The organism is uncultured Paracoccus sp. (assembly GCF_947496875.1).
Taxonomy (GTDB): domain Bacteria; phylum Pseudomonadota; class Alphaproteobacteria; order Rhodobacterales; family Rhodobacteraceae; genus Paracoccus.
Genome location: NZ_CANMEH010000034.1, coordinates 1 through 16,831, shown reverse-complemented (window position 1 = coordinate 16,831; position 16,831 = coordinate 1). Strand labels below are relative to the sequence as shown.

The following is a 16,831-nucleotide window of genomic DNA, read 5'->3' as shown; positions in this document are numbered from 1 at the left end:
CCGACTACAAGATCACCAAGGTCGATGACCTGATGCCGTGGCGCTGGAACGGATAGCGGTCACGCCGGACGGTTACCAGCATGTCGTGCAGTCGACCGATCCCACCCATAGGCTGAGGGTGCGGGGATCGGCTGTGCCGTCCCGCCCGCAGGGCCCGGAAGTGACGAGACCGCTGTTGTCATGCTGACTTGGTTTGTCCTCCCCAAACCGCGTTCATGAGCGCCTCAGCATATCTTCCACGTCTCTTCGAGCCGGATTTTACCAAAATCCTGGGCCGCGCAGCCTCGACCTGATGCTCCTCATAGCCTCACTTTCCCGCACCCATTGAGAAAAGGAAGCCCATAGCCGTATTGGGCGACCTCCTTCGAAAGGGCAGGTGGCAGCGGGGAAGGGGTTGGGCCGGACCTTCACTGGGTTGATCCGCTTCTGCCCGCCAGCGTGTCACAGGAGCACTACGCCAAGGGCGGTTTCGTTGACCTGGGTCAAAGACAAGTAGCAGAATCGGCGGCATAGCGCATCTTGCTACTGCTCCAAAGCGACGTTCCGGATCGCTGTTACGAAGCGAGACAATGACAATATGGCGGGTCTCACGTAACGAAGGCATAACGGTCCTCGGCCGACTGCTGGACCGTGCCCGCCTTGTTGCCGTGCTAGCCGTCTTGTTGGTCCTGCTCGCGCCCGACCTCGCCACTTCCGGTGTTCCGACGTCCGCCCCGCAATCTCATTGTCACGAGGTTGCCATCAACATGCCCTTGGCTGCAGTTGTGAACGGCGACTTGACCCCGTGCGGCGATCCTCCAGACGCTGCATGCAGCGCCGCCGCTTGTGCCATGTCCACCTGCATGGCGGTGCCTCTGCCCGCTCTGTTCGCCGTGCTGGGCCACAATGACATCATCCTGGCGGTAAGTTTCGGCGGCGATCAACCTGCTGCCGGCATCGACGCTGTGCCGGATCTTCGCCCCCCCATTCGCGCCCTCGCGGCCTGAGCGCCGCCGACGGGCGCTGCGGTGCAGTGCCTGAGGATTTCGCGACACCGACGCCCCCTTGCTGCCTCAACCGCAGCGCGCGGCAGTCGGCCGCGGTCACGTGGACACGTGGACACGTGGACACGTGGACACGTCACAAACCCGATGTCGTGCGCAACGACTGCACCTTCATCGGAAGGAACCAGAAAGACCTGATATGAGCAGTTTATCACATCTGACCACCCGGCGCGGTTTCGTGGCGGCTCTGGGGTTCGGCGGGGTCAGCCTTTACGGCCTCTGGGTTGGCTATGGCGCCGCACCCGGACCGGCGGCCCTGTTCCGCTCTGCAGAGGGCGCCGATGATCAGCTTGCCGCACACGGCGGGGGCGGCCACGGCGCTGTGACCGCCGGCCCCGACGCGGAGGCATTCCGCACCGAAGTCGAGAATTTCATTGCGCGCTTCGGTCAGGCTGACGGCAGCGTTTATCCACGACACGAAGCACTGGCGGCGATGGAAACGGCGGCGCCCGCCACGATCATGGCCGCGCACGCTCCTGACCCAGCGGCGGCGGCGGGCCACGGCCACGATGACGGCCATGCCGGACAATCCGAAGCCACACCGTCCGACGATCACGCGGAACCACTCAACATCCCGATGATCGCCGAACGCTGGTTCTACGAGCCGGCCCATCTGCGGCTGGATGCGCGAACGCCTTACCGGTTCCGCCTGATGGCCACCGATATTCCACACGGCGCTTCGATCCAGTTCGGGCGCGGATCGCGGATGATCCGCCTGCGCCCGGGTACCGTGACCGAGGTCGATCTGACCTTTGAGAAGCCCGGCAGCTATCTGGTTTATTGCACCGCCTATTGCGGGACCGGTCATGACGCCATGCAGGCGCGCGTCGATGTCGTCTGAGAGGGAAAGCATCATGTCACAAACTCTCACCACGCGTTTCGTCGCGCTGCCGTCGCGCGACCGCGTCCTGCTGCTGACAGTTGCGGCAGTCGCGCTGGCAGCGCTGGCGCTCGGCATTCTCGGCGGTGTGCTGACCGCCTTGGCCCGTGCCGGCTTCATCGAGGTGGAGTCCGACTCCGGCTACCGCTTTCTGACGCTCCACGGCGTCAGCGTCTTCTTCTACTGGCTCTATCTGGCACAGGTCGCGCTCCTTCTGGGCTTTGCGGCGGTCGAGGACAGGGGCGGTCTGGCCTGGCGTGGTGGCGCTACGGCCGGAGGGCTTCTAATGCTGCTCGGCTTCGGCTTCAGCCTGACTGGCGCCTACATGGGCATACCGCCGCTCTACGACGGCGCACCCGCGCTGCTGGAAGAAGAGCCGGGCACCCTCCTGGTGTTCAATCTCGGCTACATCCTGCTGGGGCTCGGTCTGATGCTGACCCCGGCGGCCGCGATCGCGACCCTCTTGCGCTCCCTCCGGAAAGGTGGGCGCGACCGACTGAGCGCGGTCGGCTTCGCGCTACTGGCTTGGGCAGGATTCCTGATCGTGACAGGATTCGCGGCGCTGCATGCCTTCCTGCCCGGTGCGTTCTGGGCGTTGGGCATCGGGACATTCCCCGTCGCCCAGGCGACCAACTGGCACATCCTGTTTCACAACCTGCATTATCTGCCGCTGATGGCCACTGTTCTGATGTGGTACGTGCTGATGCAGGCCCTGACCGGGGTACAGTCGGTGTTCGGGGCTCGGTTCTCGAAGATCGTCTTCGCCATGTATCTGGTCTTCGTGCCACCGACGTCACTCTATCACATGTTCCTCGAACCCAGCCTGCCCGGAGCGGTGAAGGTGACGGGGTCGCTGCTGTCGCTGTTCGTCTCGGTACCGACGCTGACTGCGTTTCTCATCATTGTCGCCTCGCTCGAAGTGCACGCCCGGTCCCGGGGCGCCCGAGGACTTTTTGGCTGGATCAGGATGCTGCCCTGGCGACAGCCGGCGATGGCAGCCGCAGGAGTAGCGGTGATCAGCATGGCGTTCGGGATCGTGCTGGCCTTCGTCCTCATCCAGGAAAAGCTGGCGCCTCTCCTCTCGGATACGTTCTTCGTTCCGGGCTATTTCCACTTTTTCACTGTCGGCACCGTCAGCATGACCTTGCTGGCGGCGTTCTCGGTGATGCTGCCCGCGCTCAGCGGAAGGGCGCTGGCGTGGCCGGGTCTGATGCGGCTGATGCCGTGGCTTGCCATGGCCGGGCTCCTGCTCTTTGGCGGCGCAGGGGTGGCGGCAGGCTATCTCGGCGTGCCGCGGCGGGTGATCGAGGTGAGCTACGGCGGCGAGGCCCCGGTACTGTGGCAAACCCTGATGGCCATCATGGGCGTGGGGGGCAGTCTGATGGCATTGGCACTTCTGGTGTTCACGGCCGGCGTTGCCGCCGCCATCGTGCCGAAGCGCAGCGCAACCGCGCCGCACCTGGCCCTGCCGGTGCCTGAATTGGGATCGGTGCCGCTGCGCGCAGGGGTGGCCGCCTGGACCGGACCCATCGCGATGCTGGTGATCGTGCTGGCCATGTATGGCTTCACGACACTGGGCTTCGAACTGATGCAGAGCCTGCCTGTGACCGCCGTCGGCGGGTCCGGGCATTGAAGGAGAAAAGGCGATGAATGAAGATATCTGGCTTGTTGCAGGCGTGGCGGTGGTCTGGGCACTGCTGGCGCTGGTCTATGCTCTGGCACCCTGGGGCGACATGATCGGCTACGCCCGCGTCTGGGGCTTCGGCGCGATGCTGTTTTTGGGCCTTGCCGTCCTGCTGCAGCGCTCTGTCCGCGGTTCCCGGGCACTTGGAATGGTCACGGACGTTGACCGCCGTCCCTGAGGCTCGGCCGAGTCGGCTTCAGGCCGTTCTTGTTCGGGGCCGCGTGTGAAGAATGGTGCTCGTCTGCTGGCTCGGGTCGCCAGCAGACGAGACGGTCGAGCGCTGTTGCAGGATGCCAAGGTCAGGGTGAACCAGGTGCGGACGCGCGGGATACCCCTACCTTGACCCGACGCAGAAAGACAGGCTGCGGACCCTAGTTGCGGCAATCCCGTGGAGGGAGAATCGACGGAAGTGGATAAGAGCCAGTCCAGGAGAGGAGGCTCGGCAGCAAGCGTGATCGGTCTCGGCCTGCTGACCATCTGTGCCGTTTTTCAGGTCGGAATGGGAGTATACTTTATTGGCTTGCGGCCAACTCTTCTCCCGGAAGATGAGCGCTTCATTGGCGGCACGTTGGCCGAGGTCTCCCGCTCCGCGCCGGAACTGGCCACCTGGCTCAATCACGTGTTTGTTGTTTTAGGCGGACACGCAGTGGCAACCGGGCTACTGGCTTTCCTGACAGTCTACCTCGTCTCTCGTGGGGGACGACCTTCGAGGATCACCTTGCTGCTTCTCGCCGGCGCCGGGCTGTTCTCGGTCGTTCTCATGAGCGGAATCAATTTCGTGATCGCCTCGGACTTCCGATGGGTGCTTCTTGTCCCCGCTCGCCTGGATTGCCGGCGTGATCACCCTCGACCTCCAAGCCTTCTCGCTCCGGCGTGGCGGAGATCCCTCTGTGGAAGTCCGGCCCAAGAATAAAAGCGAGCCGTGAGACTGCGGGTCACATTCCGGATGAAGCATGGTGCTTCTTGGCGAGCGCTTCACCGAACAGATACTGATGACAACGCCCGGCACACCGACGTCTGCCCTCTCTCGATCCTCCTGCTCCAGTACCAACGACAGAGTGCGATCCGCGCCTTATCCGTTGCTCTGGCTCGGCGGGGTGATCACGTTCTGCGGCTGCCCGCGGGTATAGGCCTCGATGTTGGCAAGTGTTGTGTCGATGATCCGGTGGACGGCGCTTTCGGTATTGTAGGCGATATGCGGTGTAACGATCACGTTTGGAAAGCGCAGGAGCACGTGGTTTGCGACCAGGGCCTTGAGGTCATGCCCCTCGGACCAAGCACCGCGGAAGATCTGCGCTTCCTCACGGATCAGCGGTTCCTGCGGCAACACATCGAGCCCTGCGGCGCGGAGCCGACCGTCGGCCAGCGCCCGAACCAGAGCCGGAACGTCGACGATATTGCCACGAGCGGTGTTGATCAGTACCGCGCCTGGCTGCATCAATGCGAATTCACGGTTGCCGATCAGGCCGGCAGTGGTGGGCGTCACCGGCACATGCAGCGTCAGCACATCCGCCGCCCTCAGAACCGCGTCGAGATCGTCGTAGCGGAACTTGAGCCGCGCCGCCGCGTCCGCATCGGGGTGGAGGTCGTGGGCCAGGACATTCATGCCGAAGCCGCCTGCGATCTCGATTACCTTCAGACCGATCCGCCCGGTGCCAACGACGCCGAGCATCTTGCCCCGCAGCTCGAAGCCGCGCAGCCCGGACTGCGAGAAACTCCCGCGGCGGGTGCGCTCGACCGCCTCGATCAGGTTGCGTGCCACGGCGAGTAGCAGGGCAAAGGCATGCTCGGCCACGGTCGCGTCACCGTAATCGGGTACGTTGACGATCGTCACGCCATGCGCGGCGCACCAATCGCGGTCAATATGATCGTAGCCGGTCGAGCGGGTGGCGATCAGCTTCAGATCGGGAAACTTCGCCAGCACGTCACTGCCAAGCCGCGAATTCACGAAGGTGCTGACGATCTCCGCATCGCCGTGCGTCTCGGCGCTGCCTGCGTCCAAGGCTTCGGCGGTGCAACTCACAACATGCGCCGGCCGCAGCCGCTGGCAGGCCCGCCGCTCCCATTCCTCGGCCTCAAAAATGGTAATCTTCATTCGCTGCTCCAGGAACGCGCCCCTCTGGACAGTCGGGGCTGCAATCACGCCAAGGGAGAGGAGGCCCGGCCGCTTCATGCCGCCGGGCCCTTGACCGCCGTGGTAGGACGGGGATGGCTACCGAGCCTGCGGAGCCGCCGTCGCGTCGCCCTGCATGAAGCCTTGGATCTCCTCCATGGTTATCTGACCGTTGCCATCGCCGTCGGCCATGTTGAACATTCGCGCGTGCACGGCCTGGACCTCTTCGAGCGATAGTGCCCCGTCGTTGTTCGTGTCCGCCAGCGCCACCATCATCTTGAGCATCATGGCATGGCTCATGCCACCTCGGCCCATCATGCCGCCTTGGCCCATCATGCCACCCGGCTGCCCGCCGCCATCTGCCATCACGCCGGACTGATCTTGGTCGTGCTGCGCGGCATTGGCGCCAACGGCCGCGAGTGCGAAACTCGAGGCAACGAGGATTGCAAGGGATCTCTTCATCGTGGTTTTCCATTTCTGTTCTTGGCCCAGAGGCTCCGGGCCGGAGCTCGAGCCCATGCAAGCAGCAGGCCGGCTTGGCCGGCTGCTTGGGCCGCAACCGTTGCGGTCTTTCTAAAGACGCAAACGGTCATCGCTTCTTACACTGCCATAGAAGGCTCAACCCCCTCGATCGAGGGGGCGGGTTACACTGCCATAGAAGGCTCAACCCCCTCGATCGAGGGGGCGGGGAAGTATGGAATGGGAACCTGCCCTACGGCGGCGCTCACGAAGTGCAGTGAGGAACGAAGCTGATCGCCCTGCCACCGCCGCCGGCAGGCGCAAGATGCCGAACAGGCGCAGAATCGAGAGCAAGGGAGGCAGTTCAGTTACAATCATTAGGCTGCCGGCTGGTCAGCCCTTGTGCCTCTCAGGTTCCACTCGACCCGGCTTACACCCGAGCGCAACGGCCAACGGGAGAAACACGACGTCACACTTGCTACTGCGGATGCACGCCGCGCCCGACGTTAAGTGGGCGGGGCGCCACATAGGGAACTCAGCTACGGTGGCCGGCGATCACGCGCGGTAAGGCAGCGCGAGGCGATGCGTCTGTCCCATAGGCGCATCGACCAGCGTACCATATTCGCAGGTTCGCGACACCTTTTGAGGGAGCCAAATGAAATCCATCGTCACGCTCACCCTCAACCCGTCGATCGACGGGTCCGCGCAAGCTGAGACCGTCCGACCCATTCACAAGGTACGGACCGTGGACGAGCGCTACGATCCCGGCGGAGGCGGGATCAACGTGGCGCGCGTGGTGCGCGAGCTGGGTGGATCGACACTCGCGCTCTATCTCGCCGGCGGTGCGACCGGGGCCGTCCTCGACGATCTTCTCGCCGCCGCGGCGATCCCCCGGCGGCGCTTCCCGATCGCCGATCACACCCGGATCAGTCATGCAGTCTTCGAGCAGTCGAGCGGTCTGGAATACCGCTTCGTGCCCGAAGGGCCCTTGGTCGCGGAGGCCGAGTGGCGCGCTTGCCTGGCGGCACTGGACGAGATCGACTGCGACTACCTGGTAGCGAGCGGCAGCCTGCCACGCGGCGTACCCGCGAATTTTTATGCCTTGGTTCGGGAGATCACGCAGCAGAAGGGGATCAAGCTGGTGCTCGACACCTCCGGCGCCGCGCTGCGGGCCGGCATTGGCGGCGGCGTGCACCTGATCAAGCCAAGCCTAGGCGAGCTCGAGGCGCTTGTCGGGCGCAAGCTTCCCCTGGCAGCCGAACAGGAGACAGCGGCTCGCGATCTCGTAGCGTCGGGCGCGGCCGAGATCGTTGCGTTGACGCTGGGGCGAGACGGTGCGTTGCTGGTCACACCTGGACGATCTCTGCGCCTGACGCCGCCCCAGGTTCCGGTGAAGAGCGCAACCGGCGCCGGTGACAGCTTCCTTGCCGCAATGACGCTTGGGCTGGCCGAGGGGCGCTCCGTCGAAGATGCCTTCGCCTACGGCATGGCGGCAGGCACCGCTGCGGTACTTTCAGCCGGGACAGGGCTCTGCCAACGGGAGGATGTCGAGCGCCTGTACAAAGAGATCCAAGAGCGCAGATAAGTCGGGCAGGACCCGCGCCTCGAGACCGGCGGCAGGCTTGCAGTTTTGCAGCGAGTTGAGCACAATCAATACATGCCGTCGGCCGAAGGTGCTTCACGGTAACGCGATGCTCATGCGTGCAAGCCTTGGACAGAGATCAAACCGCAACGGCCCTGCGTGGGCGCGGGCCGTTCTGCTATTCTTGCTGTTCGTCATCAGCGGCGTGTTCGATCTTCAGCCCGACACGTCCACCCACGCGCACACGATGCAGGGGATGGAGATCGCGCAGTCCCTGGAGGAACGGAGTGATATCGATGCGGGGCGGCTCTCATCCTGCCACGCTATCGGCGCCTGCGTCTTTCTTGCTGTGCCTGTCTTGGCGTTGCCCGCACCCCTCAAGAAATCCGGTGAGCGTCAAATCGAACCTACGCTGCCCAAAATATCGCAATCAATCGGCGGCATCTTCCGCCCGCCTCGTCTCCCAGCGAACGCCTGAGCGGTGATCTTCGGCGCATCCCGCGCCGGCGGCACCACCAGACCTACTGATTCCAGTCGCTTGGAGCCACTTACGATGTCCATACTCTTCCGTCACCCACCCCACCCGAAGAACCTAGCCGCCCGCAATAGCGTGGTCGAACGTCAGCTGATTGAATGCCGGAGCGAGTTCCTCCGCTATTTTCGCCACCGCCTTGCGTGCCCCGAGGACGCCGAGGACGCGCTGCAGGAGTTCTCGCTCAAGGTGATCCGCGCGGCGGATACCTTGCAGGACGACGAGAGGATCGACGCCTGGTTTGGCCGCATCCTGCGCAATACACTGACCGACCAGTATCGCCGTCGCGCCACGCGGCAGCGGGCCGAGGCGGGCTACGCGCTCGAGCCGAGAGAAGCGGCGGTCGATCCGGAGCTGGCCGCGACACCTTGCACTTGCGTCCACGACGTCCTGCCGGCGCTGAAGCTTGACTACGCCGAGATCATCCGCCGCGCCGATCTCGACGAAGCGCCGCGCGAGCGGATCGCGGCGGACCTGGGCCTGACGGCCAACAATGTCGGCGTGCGGCTGCATCGCGCCCGGCGGGCGCTGAAGACGAAGCTGGAGGAGCGGTGCGCGGGATGCTGCGACGGCGGCTTCCGAAGCTGCGACTGTGCAGGCACGGGGGAGCCCCGACGAGTGTAAGAATGCCGCCGCCGCCGCGTCTGATGGTGCGGAGGTGACAATGAAGGCTCCCGATCACGATGCGGAGGCCGGCCAGAGCGTCAAGCCGGCCTCGGATGCCGCCGTACGCCAGACGCTGGTCGAAAGCCGCTGGCAGCTTCTGGCATACTTGTGGCGGCGGCTCGGCAGCGCCGACGAGGCCGAGGACGTACTTCAGACCTTTGTGCTCCGGGCGCTCTCGCGGTCGGGGGATCTGCGCGATGTCCGGACCGTCCGCGGCTGGTTGAGCCGGATCCTCGCCACCAGCATCGCAGACCATCAGCGGCAGGCCGCGCGGCAGCGAGAACGGGAGACGGCCATGAGTCCGGAGCAGCTCGACGGCTTGTCCACCGTGCCCGATCCCGAACTGGAGGAGGCGGTCTGCAACTGCCTCTACAAGCTCCTGCCGACTCTGAAACCCGAACACGCCGAAGTGATCTGGCGCGTTGACCTGATGGAGGAGACGCGGGAGGCGGTGGCGGCGCATCTCGACATTACGCTCAACGCGCTCGGCGTACGGCTGCACCGCGCCCGGCAGGCGCTGAAGCGGCGGCTTGAGGAAATGTGCCTGACCTGTCCGGTGCACGGCTATCTCGACTGCGGCTGCGAGGAAGCCGTACGTGGCCGGCGCCGGTATGCAAATGCCCGCGAGGGCGAAGAGCTGTAATGCGCGCGGCTCCTCCGCGTCTTTTTAAGTGAACCAAGAACCAGGCGCATCGCGCCAGCCGAGGAGAACGACGATGACCCCCAAAGTGAAATCAAGCGGCGATCAGACGACTGGATGCTGTTGCGGCGGAGGCAAGGCCGCCTCCGCCCACCCGGCGCAGTCTGAGAAGGTGGCGGCACCGGCCCCAGCTGAAGCGCCGAAAGCGGAGCCAGCAACCAGTAGCGGGTCGAAGGGCTGCTGCGGCGGCTGATCCCGGTTGAACGCGAGCCCTGGAAAACAGGCTTTGAAGCGACTGGCGGAGGTCGGCCCATGAGCACGGTGACATTGGAGGTCGGTGGCCTCTTCGAGGAACTCGACCATCTCGGGGTCGAGAAGCAGCTGCGACAGGAGCCGGGCGTGCGCCGGGCGGTGGCCAATCCTGCCTCCGGCAGCGTCACGGTCGACTTTGACCCGGACGCCACCAGCGTCGAACGGCTACAATGGATCATCGGTTCGTGCGGTTTTCGCTGTCGTGGCGAGGTCACGCCGCGTCACGTCTGCACCCCGGATGCCGCGCCAGCGCGCGCGGCGCACGAAGGACATAGCGCCGCGCCGGCACGGGACCAGATGGCCCACGAGATGGGCCACGGCGCCGGCATGGATATGGCGGTGATGGTCCGCGACATGCGCAACCGCTTCTGGATCGCGCTCGCCTTTACCGTGCCGCTCTTCATCTACTCGCCGATGGGCGGGATGTTCACGCCGCCGGCGCCGCCCTTCGGACTCGAGCTCGACCTGTGGCTGTTCTTCCTGGGAACCGCGGCGATCATCTATCCGAGCTGGCCATTCTTCACCGCTGCCTGGCGGGCGCTGAGGAACGGCGTGCTCAACATGGCGGTGCTGGTGGTGCTGTCGGTTGGCACCGGCTACCTGTTCAGCGTCGGTGCGACGTTCTTCTTCAACGGTGTACAGTTCTACGAAGCGGTTGCCGTGCTGCTCGTCTTCATCCTGCTCGGCCACTGGCTGGAGATGCGGGCGCGCGCCGGCGCCTCGGCGGCAATCCGGGCACTGCTCGACCTCGCCCCGCCGATGGCGACGATCCTGCGCGACGGAAGCGAAGTCGAGGTGCCGACGGCCGAGGTCCAGGCTGGCGAAACCGTGGTGATCCGGCCTGGCAACAAGATCCCTGTCGACGGCGAGGTCCTGGAGGGCGAGTCGCTGGTCGATGAATCCATGCTCACAGGCGAGTCCATGCCGGTGCAGAAGGCGCCCGGCGACCTGGTGATCGGCGCCACCATCAACAAGAGCGGCAGCTTCCGCTACCGCGCGACCAAGGTCGGGGCCGATACTGCACTCGCCCAGATCGTCAAGCTGGTGCAGGAGGCGCAGAACTCCAAAGCCCCCGCGCAGCTCCTCGCCGACCGCGCTTCACAATGGCTGGTAGTGATCGCCATCGTGATCGGGCTTGCGACCTTCGCGGTCTGGTTCTGGTGGATCGGCCAGCCGCTGCTGTTCGCGCTGACGCTGACGATCACCGTGTTCGTGATCGCCTGCCCCGATGCGCTGGGGCTCGCCACGCCGATGGCGGTGATGGTCGGTACCGGGCTCGGGGCGACGCATGGCATCCTGTTCAAGAACGCAGGTGCCCTGGAGAACGCCACCAAGCTCGACGTGATTGTCTTCGACAAGACCGGCACGCTGACGATGGGCGCGCCCCGGGTGGTGGGGGTCGTCGCGGCCGAGGGGTACTCGGAGGATGACGCGCTCCGCGCCGCGGCGGCGGTCGATCGCGGCTCGGACCACCCGCTGGCGCTGGCGATCGTTGAACGCGCCAAGGGACTCGACGTGCCGCAGACCAGCGGCTTTCTCAACCGCGAAGGCATGGGAGCCCAAGCCGAGATCGAGGGCGAGACCGTTTTCGTTGGCAATCGCCGTCTGATGGATGCGGAGGGCATTGATCTCGCGGCGCTCGCCGCCGACGCTGAACGGCTGAAAGGCGAGGGGCGCACCGTGGTGCATGTGGCGCGGGGCGGCCGTCTGTTGGGCCTGATCGCCATCGCCGATGCGCCGCGGCCGAGCGCCAAGGCCACCGTCGCGCGCCTGCGCGAGCGCGGTGTCGAGGTGGCGATGCTGACCGGTGACAACGAGGGTACCGCCCGTCGGATCGCCGGCGAGCTCGGCATCTCAATGGTGCTCGCTGACGTGCTGCCGGGCCAGAAGGCCGACAAGATCAGGGAGCTGCAGGCCCAGGGCAAGCGCGTCGGCATGGTCGGCGACGGGATCAACGACGCGCCGGCGCTGACCCAGGCCGATGTCGGCTTCGCCATCGGGGCCGGCACCGACGTGGCGATGGAGAGCGCCGACGTGGTCCTGATGAAGAGCGACCCCTACGATGTGGTCGGCGCCATCGAGCTGTCGCGGGCCACCTTGCGGAAGATGCATCAGAATCTGTTCTGGGCAGTCGCCTACAATGTCGTGGCATTCCCGATGGCAGCGGGCGTGTTTTATCCCTTGGTCATCAGCCCGGAGGTAGCGGCCTTGGCCATGTCGGGCAGTTCGGCTTTGGTGGCAGCCAACGCGCTCCTCCTCAAGCGGACCCGGCTGGACGGGGTAGACAACGGCCGGATTCCGGTCGCCGAGACGGGTCAGTCGTTAGCCGTTGGATGAGCTGGCGGATTCAAAACAAAGGATACGGATCATGGACAGCAATCAACGCGTGGGTCTGCGCCGCTTTTTCGCCTCCCCTACCAACCTGGTGCTCCTGGGCTTTCTTGGCGTCGGCGGCTTTTTCCTGATTTCCGAGCACTGGGCGCATCTTGTCGGGACGGGACCTCTGCTGCTGCTATTGCTGCTCTGCGGAGGCATGCACTTCTTCATGCATGGCGCTCATGGAGGCCATGGCGGGCACCACGGGAATGGGGGCTCGGGCGATCGGACGGAGGGCGACGGTGCGCGGCGCGACTCCGGCATCAACCGGTCCGGTGATCAGTGATGACGGACACTGCGCCTGCCTACGGGCTCTGGCTGCTGGTTGTGATCAACTCGGCCATCTTCATTCTTTTCGCCTTTAGCTTCTTCAAGCCGCAGACTGCGCGCGACTGGCGCTCGTTCGGGGCGTTCAGTGCCTTCCTAGTCGCGCTTTTCACCGAGATGTACGGCTTCCCGCTGACGATCTATCTTCTCTCGGGCTGGCTGCAGAGTCGCTATCCTGGGGTCGACTGGCTGTCGCACGATGCCGGCCATCTGCTAGAAATGCTGTTCGGCTGGAAGGCCAACCCTCATTTCGGGCCGTTCCATCTCTTGAGCTTCGTTTTCATCGGCGGCGGCTTCCTCATGATCTCGGCCGCCTGGAGGGTTCTCTATGAGGCGCAGCGCCGGCACGCGCTCGCGACCACCGGCCCTTACGCCTATGTGCGACATCCCCAGTATATCGGCTTCATTCTCGTCCTTTTCGGCTTCCTGCTGCAATGGCCGACCCTGCTTACCATCCTGATGTTTCCGGTGCTTGTCGTCATGTATTCGCGCCTCGCCCGCGCCGAGGAACGCGAAGCCTTGGCTGAGTTCGGGGAAGCCTATTCACGCTACATGGCCGAGGTGCCGGCTTTCGTCCCGAAGCTCCCGCCCGTGGCCGGTCGATGGCCCGGCGGCGGGCGGCAATATCCCTAGCTCCTCGCCGCCCTGACCCGTGACCCGTGACCCGTGACAACAGAATCTGGTGAGGACTCAATGAACCCAAATGGAAAAACCCGCGTCGCCGTTAATGGCTATGGTGTCATTGGCAAGCGCGTAGCCGAGGCCGTGGCTCGGCAGGACGATATGGAGATCGCCGGTGTCGCCGATATTGCAACCGACTGGCGCCCGCGCATCGCCATGCGGAAGGGCTTCCGCCTCTTCACCGGCTCTACCGAACACATGCAGGCCATGCGGAATGCGGGCCTTGCAGTCGAAGGAACTCTCGAGGATCTGCTGGATGCGGCAGATCTGGTCGTCGACTGCACACCGAAGCGGGTCGCGGCCAGAAACGTCGAGCTATACCGGCAGCGTGGCATCAAGTTCATCCTTCAAGGCGGCGAGAAGCACGGGCTGACAGGCCACTCCTTCGTGGCCGAGGTGAACTATGCCAGCGCCCTCGACCGCAACAGCACCCGTGTCGTTTCCTGCAACACCACTGCGACGGTTCGAACCTTGGCCGCGCTCAAACGCGCGGGCCTGCTGCGTCGCGCGCGGGGAACGCTGCTCCGGCGTGCCACCGACCCTTGGGAAAGCCATGAGGGTGGGATCATGAACACGCTGGTGCCCGAGCCGGAGATCCCGAGCCATCAGGGTCCCGACGCACAGAGCGTCGATCCCGATCTCGACGTCGTCACCATGGCCGTCAAGGTTCCGGAAACCCTCGCCCACCTGCATTACTGGTCGGTCCAGATGAACCGTCACGCCAGCAAGGAAGAGGTGCTGGATGCTTTTCGGTCCTCCTCTCGCATCGCCCTGATCCGTCTCGAGGCCGGACTGACGGCGCTCAATACGGTCAAGGAGTTGATGGCCGATCTCGGTCGGTCGCACGACAATCTTTATGAGGTCGCGCTCTGGGCCGACATGCTGAAGGTGGAGGGCGACGAGCTCTTCTATGCCTACATGGTGGACAATCAGGCAATCGTGATCCCGGAGACGATCGACGCCATTCGGGCGATCACCGGATCCATCCGCGAGCCCGGCGCCTCCATCGCCAAGACCGACGCGGCGCTCGGCATTGGTCTGATCGCTGATGCGCTCGGCAAGTGAGAAGCCAGCATACCGATTTCGTGGCAGCCGATTCTGCCCGCGGACTGAAGCTGATCCAAAACTCAAGCACGTCCGCTGGCGCCGACGGCTGCAGCATCGGCTATCAGGGGCGGTCAATCATGCGTGAGGCGAGGCTTCTTTCTGATATTCAACACGTGTCCTGCGTTTCGTAGTGGAGTATCGCTTCCAAGAGGAATTTTCACGATCCATCGGGAGCGGGATATGAGTATCCGATGGGCAGGGCCATTTGCGGCATCGCTCCTCTTGGGAGCATGCGGCGCGACCGTCGAACGCGCGAACGACGGCCCCGAGACGGTGCCAGAAGCCGTGATTGCACTTGCCGCGCCTCATCAGGACGTGCAGACCGCACGGCTGCGGCCTGAGGACGGCTGTTACTGGTATCGGCATGCGGGTCCCGTCGAGACAACGCTTCTGCCACTTCGCGCGGTCGATGGCCGCCCGATCTGCACTGCATCCGAGCCGCCGACGACCTCCTAGCGAAGGGGCGCCGTTTCAGCGAGGCTCGGAAAGGTCTCGGCAGCGCTACGCTTGCTGGCCGAGTGTCAGCTTCTTGTGCCAAGCGCGTCTTCGGCCGGATACAGCCGCGCCATTACCCCCAGTTCGACCTTATCGTATAGCCCGTTGATGTGCGCCATGACCATGCGGACGCACCCGGAACTGGCCCGGCTTCCGATCGAGCGGGGATAGGGCGTTCCGTGGATCCGGAGATAGGTGTCGCGATCCCCAACGTAGAGATAGAGTGCCCGCGAACCGAGCGCGTTCTGCGGCCCGGGGTCCATCCCGTCCCCATACCGTGCGTACACTTCCGGCTCACGCTCGATCATGCTCTGAGTGGGTGTCCAGTGCGGCCAACGCACCTTACGCCGGATCGTGTAGGTGCCCGGCTCGTAAAGACCCCCGCGACCGATGGCAACGCCGTAGCGCATCGCCGTCCCACCCTCTTCGATGTGGTAGAGATAGCGGGCGACCGCATCCACATGGACGTCGCCTGGGGTGAGATCGTCATTGGCAATCACCCGTTGGGGCAGGAAGCGCGAGTGGAGGCCCCAGGGATTTGATGTGGCCGGATCGTAGTTCGCCGGCGTCACCTGCGCGTCCCACTCCGCCTTACGGGTCTCAGTCGGCCAACTGCTCGCCAGGAGCGGTCCCGAAAGAGGTGGCGAGAACAAGGCGGCAGTGGTCACGATGAAGTGGCGTCTCGTCAGCATCTTTCCTCACTGGCTGTGGCTGCAAACATGATCGCACTTTCTGATCGGTGCCGGATTTCTCTTTCCCCGGCTCAAGTACTTCCAATCTATGAAGTACTCAGCAACCGCGTGGCAGACGCGAAGGGCCTCCTGCAATGGACAATGCCGTGAGCAATGCCCATCTCCGGCGGGTGTTCACCCTGTCGTGACCATGCTCTGGAGTGCGCCCCTGCCGTTGGACAGGCTCATGCGGCAGTTTTGACAGGGGTGCGGGCGGTTTGGGCCTCGAACTGGTTGGGGCTGAGACAGCCCAAGGCGGAATGTAGCCGTTTCGCGTTGTAGACCTCGTCGATGAAACGGGGAAGGTCGGCAGCGACATCCTCATAGCTGTCATATTCGGCGAGGTAGACGGCTTCGACCTTGAGGGTCTTCAGGATTGATCTGTTGGTTACGGATAGATCAGGACCGGAACACCCGGCCGCAGCATGGCATAAATGTCTTCGATCTCACCATCCCGAACGGCGATGCATCCCGCGGTCCAGTCTCGATTCTCGCGAGCCAACTTGTTCCCTTCGGGTCCGCGACCATGAAACATGATATCGCTCCCGGCGCTGAGATTGAATTGCGCTGCATATTCCCGATCACGCTCGTTCGGATAGGAAATCCCGACCGAAAGATGATAGCGACTTTGAGGATTGAAGCGGTCAACAAAATAAACCCCCTCCGGTGTCTTGCCGTCACCTTCGAATTGCTTATGGCCAAGGGGTTGAAAGCCCAGTCCGAAGTCATAAGATTTCAATACAGTGTTCCCGCTCAGCAAATACATGTGGCGCCGCCCCTTATAGACAACGACCTGCGTGACTGGGGGGCCAGAATATCGCTTGATCTGCGGCTTTCGGACGCCACACGCTGCCAACGCAGCAAAGGCCATCAGCGAAAACCCACGTCGGCTCAGTTTCATCATTCAGAGGATGCTCCAAATTGGGCGGAAAGGGTGTAACTTGCGGGACTTGATCAAAGGTCAGCGGCAGGGTAGCGAGTGAAAATCTTGCTGCTGCCGTCGTTGCTAACCAGCAGGACCTCTAAGCCCCACGCTTATCTTCTGGACCCATGCCCGGACTGCCATATGGCACGCCCGGCACCGCAAGACCTGCCGCATCTGGCCGCTTCTGCAGCAATCTGCGGAGGCTCTGTTGCGCAAATCGCGTGTTGGCCGAGGTTCCCCTTTCCCCGGACAGACTTATCCCACGGCTTCCGTGACAG

The 16,831-nt window shown here is 64.1% G+C and carries 18 protein-coding genes and 1 pseudogene; 13 read left to right on the top strand and 6 right to left on the bottom strand.

Annotation, left to right across the window (positions count from 1 at the left end; all coding sequences use genetic code 11):
• Positions 1-569: 569 nt before the first annotated feature.
• The 4 genes from Q0938_RS18080 (at position 570) to Q0938_RS18065 (ending at position 3,785) form a co-directional block, all read left to right on the top strand.
• The gene (locus Q0938_RS18080; RefSeq protein ID WP_299365331.1) at positions 570-986 is read left to right on the top strand and encodes a hypothetical protein; all 417 of its coding nucleotides are present in this window, start codon (positions 570-572) and stop codon (positions 984-986) included.
• A 196-nt stretch (positions 987-1,182) separates the two neighbouring features.
• Positions 1,183-1,884, top strand: a complete 702-nt coding sequence (locus Q0938_RS18075) for a hypothetical protein (RefSeq protein ID WP_299365329.1) — start codon at positions 1,183-1,185, stop codon at positions 1,882-1,884.
• A gap of 13 nt (positions 1,885-1,897) precedes the next feature.
• Positions 1,898-3,556 carry a cbb3-type cytochrome c oxidase subunit I gene (locus Q0938_RS18070; RefSeq protein ID WP_299365327.1) on the top strand — a complete coding sequence of 553 codons (1,659 nt, stop codon included), beginning with the start codon at positions 1,898-1,900 and terminating at the stop codon, positions 3,554-3,556.
• A gap of 13 nt (positions 3,557-3,569) precedes the next feature.
• Positions 3,570-3,785 (top strand): hypothetical protein, encoded by a 216-nt coding sequence (locus Q0938_RS18065; RefSeq protein ID WP_299365325.1) that lies wholly within the window; start codon positions 3,570-3,572, stop codon positions 3,783-3,785.
• A gap of 894 nt (positions 3,786-4,679) precedes the next feature.
• Here Q0938_RS18065 and Q0938_RS18060 read toward each other — a convergent pair.
• Complete coding sequence (locus Q0938_RS18060) at positions 4,680-5,702, bottom strand: hydroxyacid dehydrogenase (protein ID WP_299365323.1); 1,023 nt, start codon at positions 5,700-5,702, stop codon at positions 4,680-4,682.
• A 117-nt stretch (positions 5,703-5,819) separates the two neighbouring features.
• Positions 5,820-6,182 carry a hypothetical protein gene (locus tag Q0938_RS18055; RefSeq protein ID WP_299365321.1) on the bottom strand — a complete coding sequence of 121 codons (363 nt, stop codon included), beginning with the start codon at positions 6,180-6,182 and terminating at the stop codon, positions 5,820-5,822.
• A 652-nt stretch (positions 6,183-6,834) separates the two neighbouring features.
• Here Q0938_RS18055 and Q0938_RS18050 point away from each other — a divergent pair.
• The 9 genes from Q0938_RS18050 to Q0938_RS18010 all read left to right on the top strand — a co-directional run bounded on the left by Q0938_RS18050 (position 6,835) and on the right by Q0938_RS18010 (position 14,858).
• A complete protein-coding gene (locus tag Q0938_RS18050) occupies positions 6,835-7,764 on the top strand; it encodes a 1-phosphofructokinase family hexose kinase (RefSeq protein WP_299365319.1) in 930 nt (309 codons plus the stop codon).
• A 181-nt stretch (positions 7,765-7,945) separates the two neighbouring features.
• The gene (locus tag Q0938_RS18045) at positions 7,946-8,239 is read left to right on the top strand and encodes a hypothetical protein (RefSeq protein ID WP_299365317.1); all 294 of its coding nucleotides are present in this window, start codon (positions 7,946-7,948) and stop codon (positions 8,237-8,239) included.
• A gap of 75 nt (positions 8,240-8,314) precedes the next feature.
• Complete coding sequence (locus Q0938_RS18040; protein WP_299365315.1) at positions 8,315-8,917, top strand: sigma-70 family RNA polymerase sigma factor; 603 nt, start codon at positions 8,315-8,317, stop codon at positions 8,915-8,917.
• The gene (locus Q0938_RS18035) at positions 8,886-9,602 is read left to right on the top strand and encodes an RNA polymerase sigma factor (protein WP_299365313.1); all 717 of its coding nucleotides are present in this window, start codon (positions 8,886-8,888) and stop codon (positions 9,600-9,602) included. The genes Q0938_RS18040 and Q0938_RS18035 overlap by 32 nt, the downstream gene beginning before the upstream one ends.
• Before the next feature lie 309 nt (positions 9,603-9,911).
• Complete coding sequence (locus tag Q0938_RS18030; protein ID WP_299365311.1) at positions 9,912-12,248, top strand: cation-translocating P-type ATPase; 2,337 nt, start codon at positions 9,912-9,914, stop codon at positions 12,246-12,248.
• A gap of 31 nt (positions 12,249-12,279) precedes the next feature.
• Positions 12,280-12,573 (top strand): DUF2933 domain-containing protein, encoded by a 294-nt coding sequence (locus Q0938_RS18025; RefSeq protein ID WP_299365309.1) that lies wholly within the window; start codon positions 12,280-12,282, stop codon positions 12,571-12,573.
• On the top strand, positions 12,573-13,247 hold the full coding sequence (locus tag Q0938_RS18020) for an isoprenylcysteine carboxylmethyltransferase family protein (protein WP_299365307.1): 675 nt from the start codon (positions 12,573-12,575) through the stop codon (positions 13,245-13,247). The genes Q0938_RS18025 and Q0938_RS18020 overlap by 1 nt, the downstream gene beginning before the upstream one ends.
• Before the next feature lie 60 nt (positions 13,248-13,307).
• The gene (locus Q0938_RS18015; protein WP_299365305.1) at positions 13,308-14,360 is read left to right on the top strand and encodes a type II glyceraldehyde-3-phosphate dehydrogenase; all 1,053 of its coding nucleotides are present in this window, start codon (positions 13,308-13,310) and stop codon (positions 14,358-14,360) included.
• A 222-nt stretch (positions 14,361-14,582) separates the two neighbouring features.
• Complete coding sequence (locus Q0938_RS18010) at positions 14,583-14,858, top strand: hypothetical protein (RefSeq protein ID WP_299365303.1); 276 nt, start codon at positions 14,583-14,585, stop codon at positions 14,856-14,858.
• Between the two features lie 65 nt (positions 14,859-14,923).
• On the opposite strand, the gene Q0938_RS18005 is transcribed toward Q0938_RS18010, so the two are convergent.
• The 4 genes and pseudogenes from Q0938_RS18005 to Q0938_RS17995 form a co-directional block, all read right to left on the bottom strand.
• Positions 14,924-15,589 (bottom strand): L,D-transpeptidase, encoded by a 666-nt coding sequence (locus tag Q0938_RS18005; protein ID WP_299365301.1) that lies wholly within the window; start codon positions 15,587-15,589, stop codon positions 14,924-14,926.
• Positions 15,590-15,813: 224 nt separating this feature from the next.
• Positions 15,814-16,002, bottom strand: coding sequence for an IS3 family transposase (locus tag Q0938_RS19485; RefSeq protein ID WP_366942784.1), 189 nt, complete (start codon positions 16,000-16,002; stop codon positions 15,814-15,816).
• Positions 16,003-16,016: 14 nt separating this feature from the next.
• A complete protein-coding gene (locus Q0938_RS18000; protein WP_299365299.1) occupies positions 16,017-16,532 on the bottom strand; it encodes a L,D-transpeptidase family protein in 516 nt (171 codons plus the stop codon).
• Between the two features lie 50 nt (positions 16,533-16,582).
• Positions 16,583-16,755, bottom strand: a pseudogene (locus Q0938_RS17995) (DUF411 domain-containing protein); the annotation flags it as partial.
• Between the last annotated feature and the right edge of the window lie 76 nt (positions 16,756-16,831).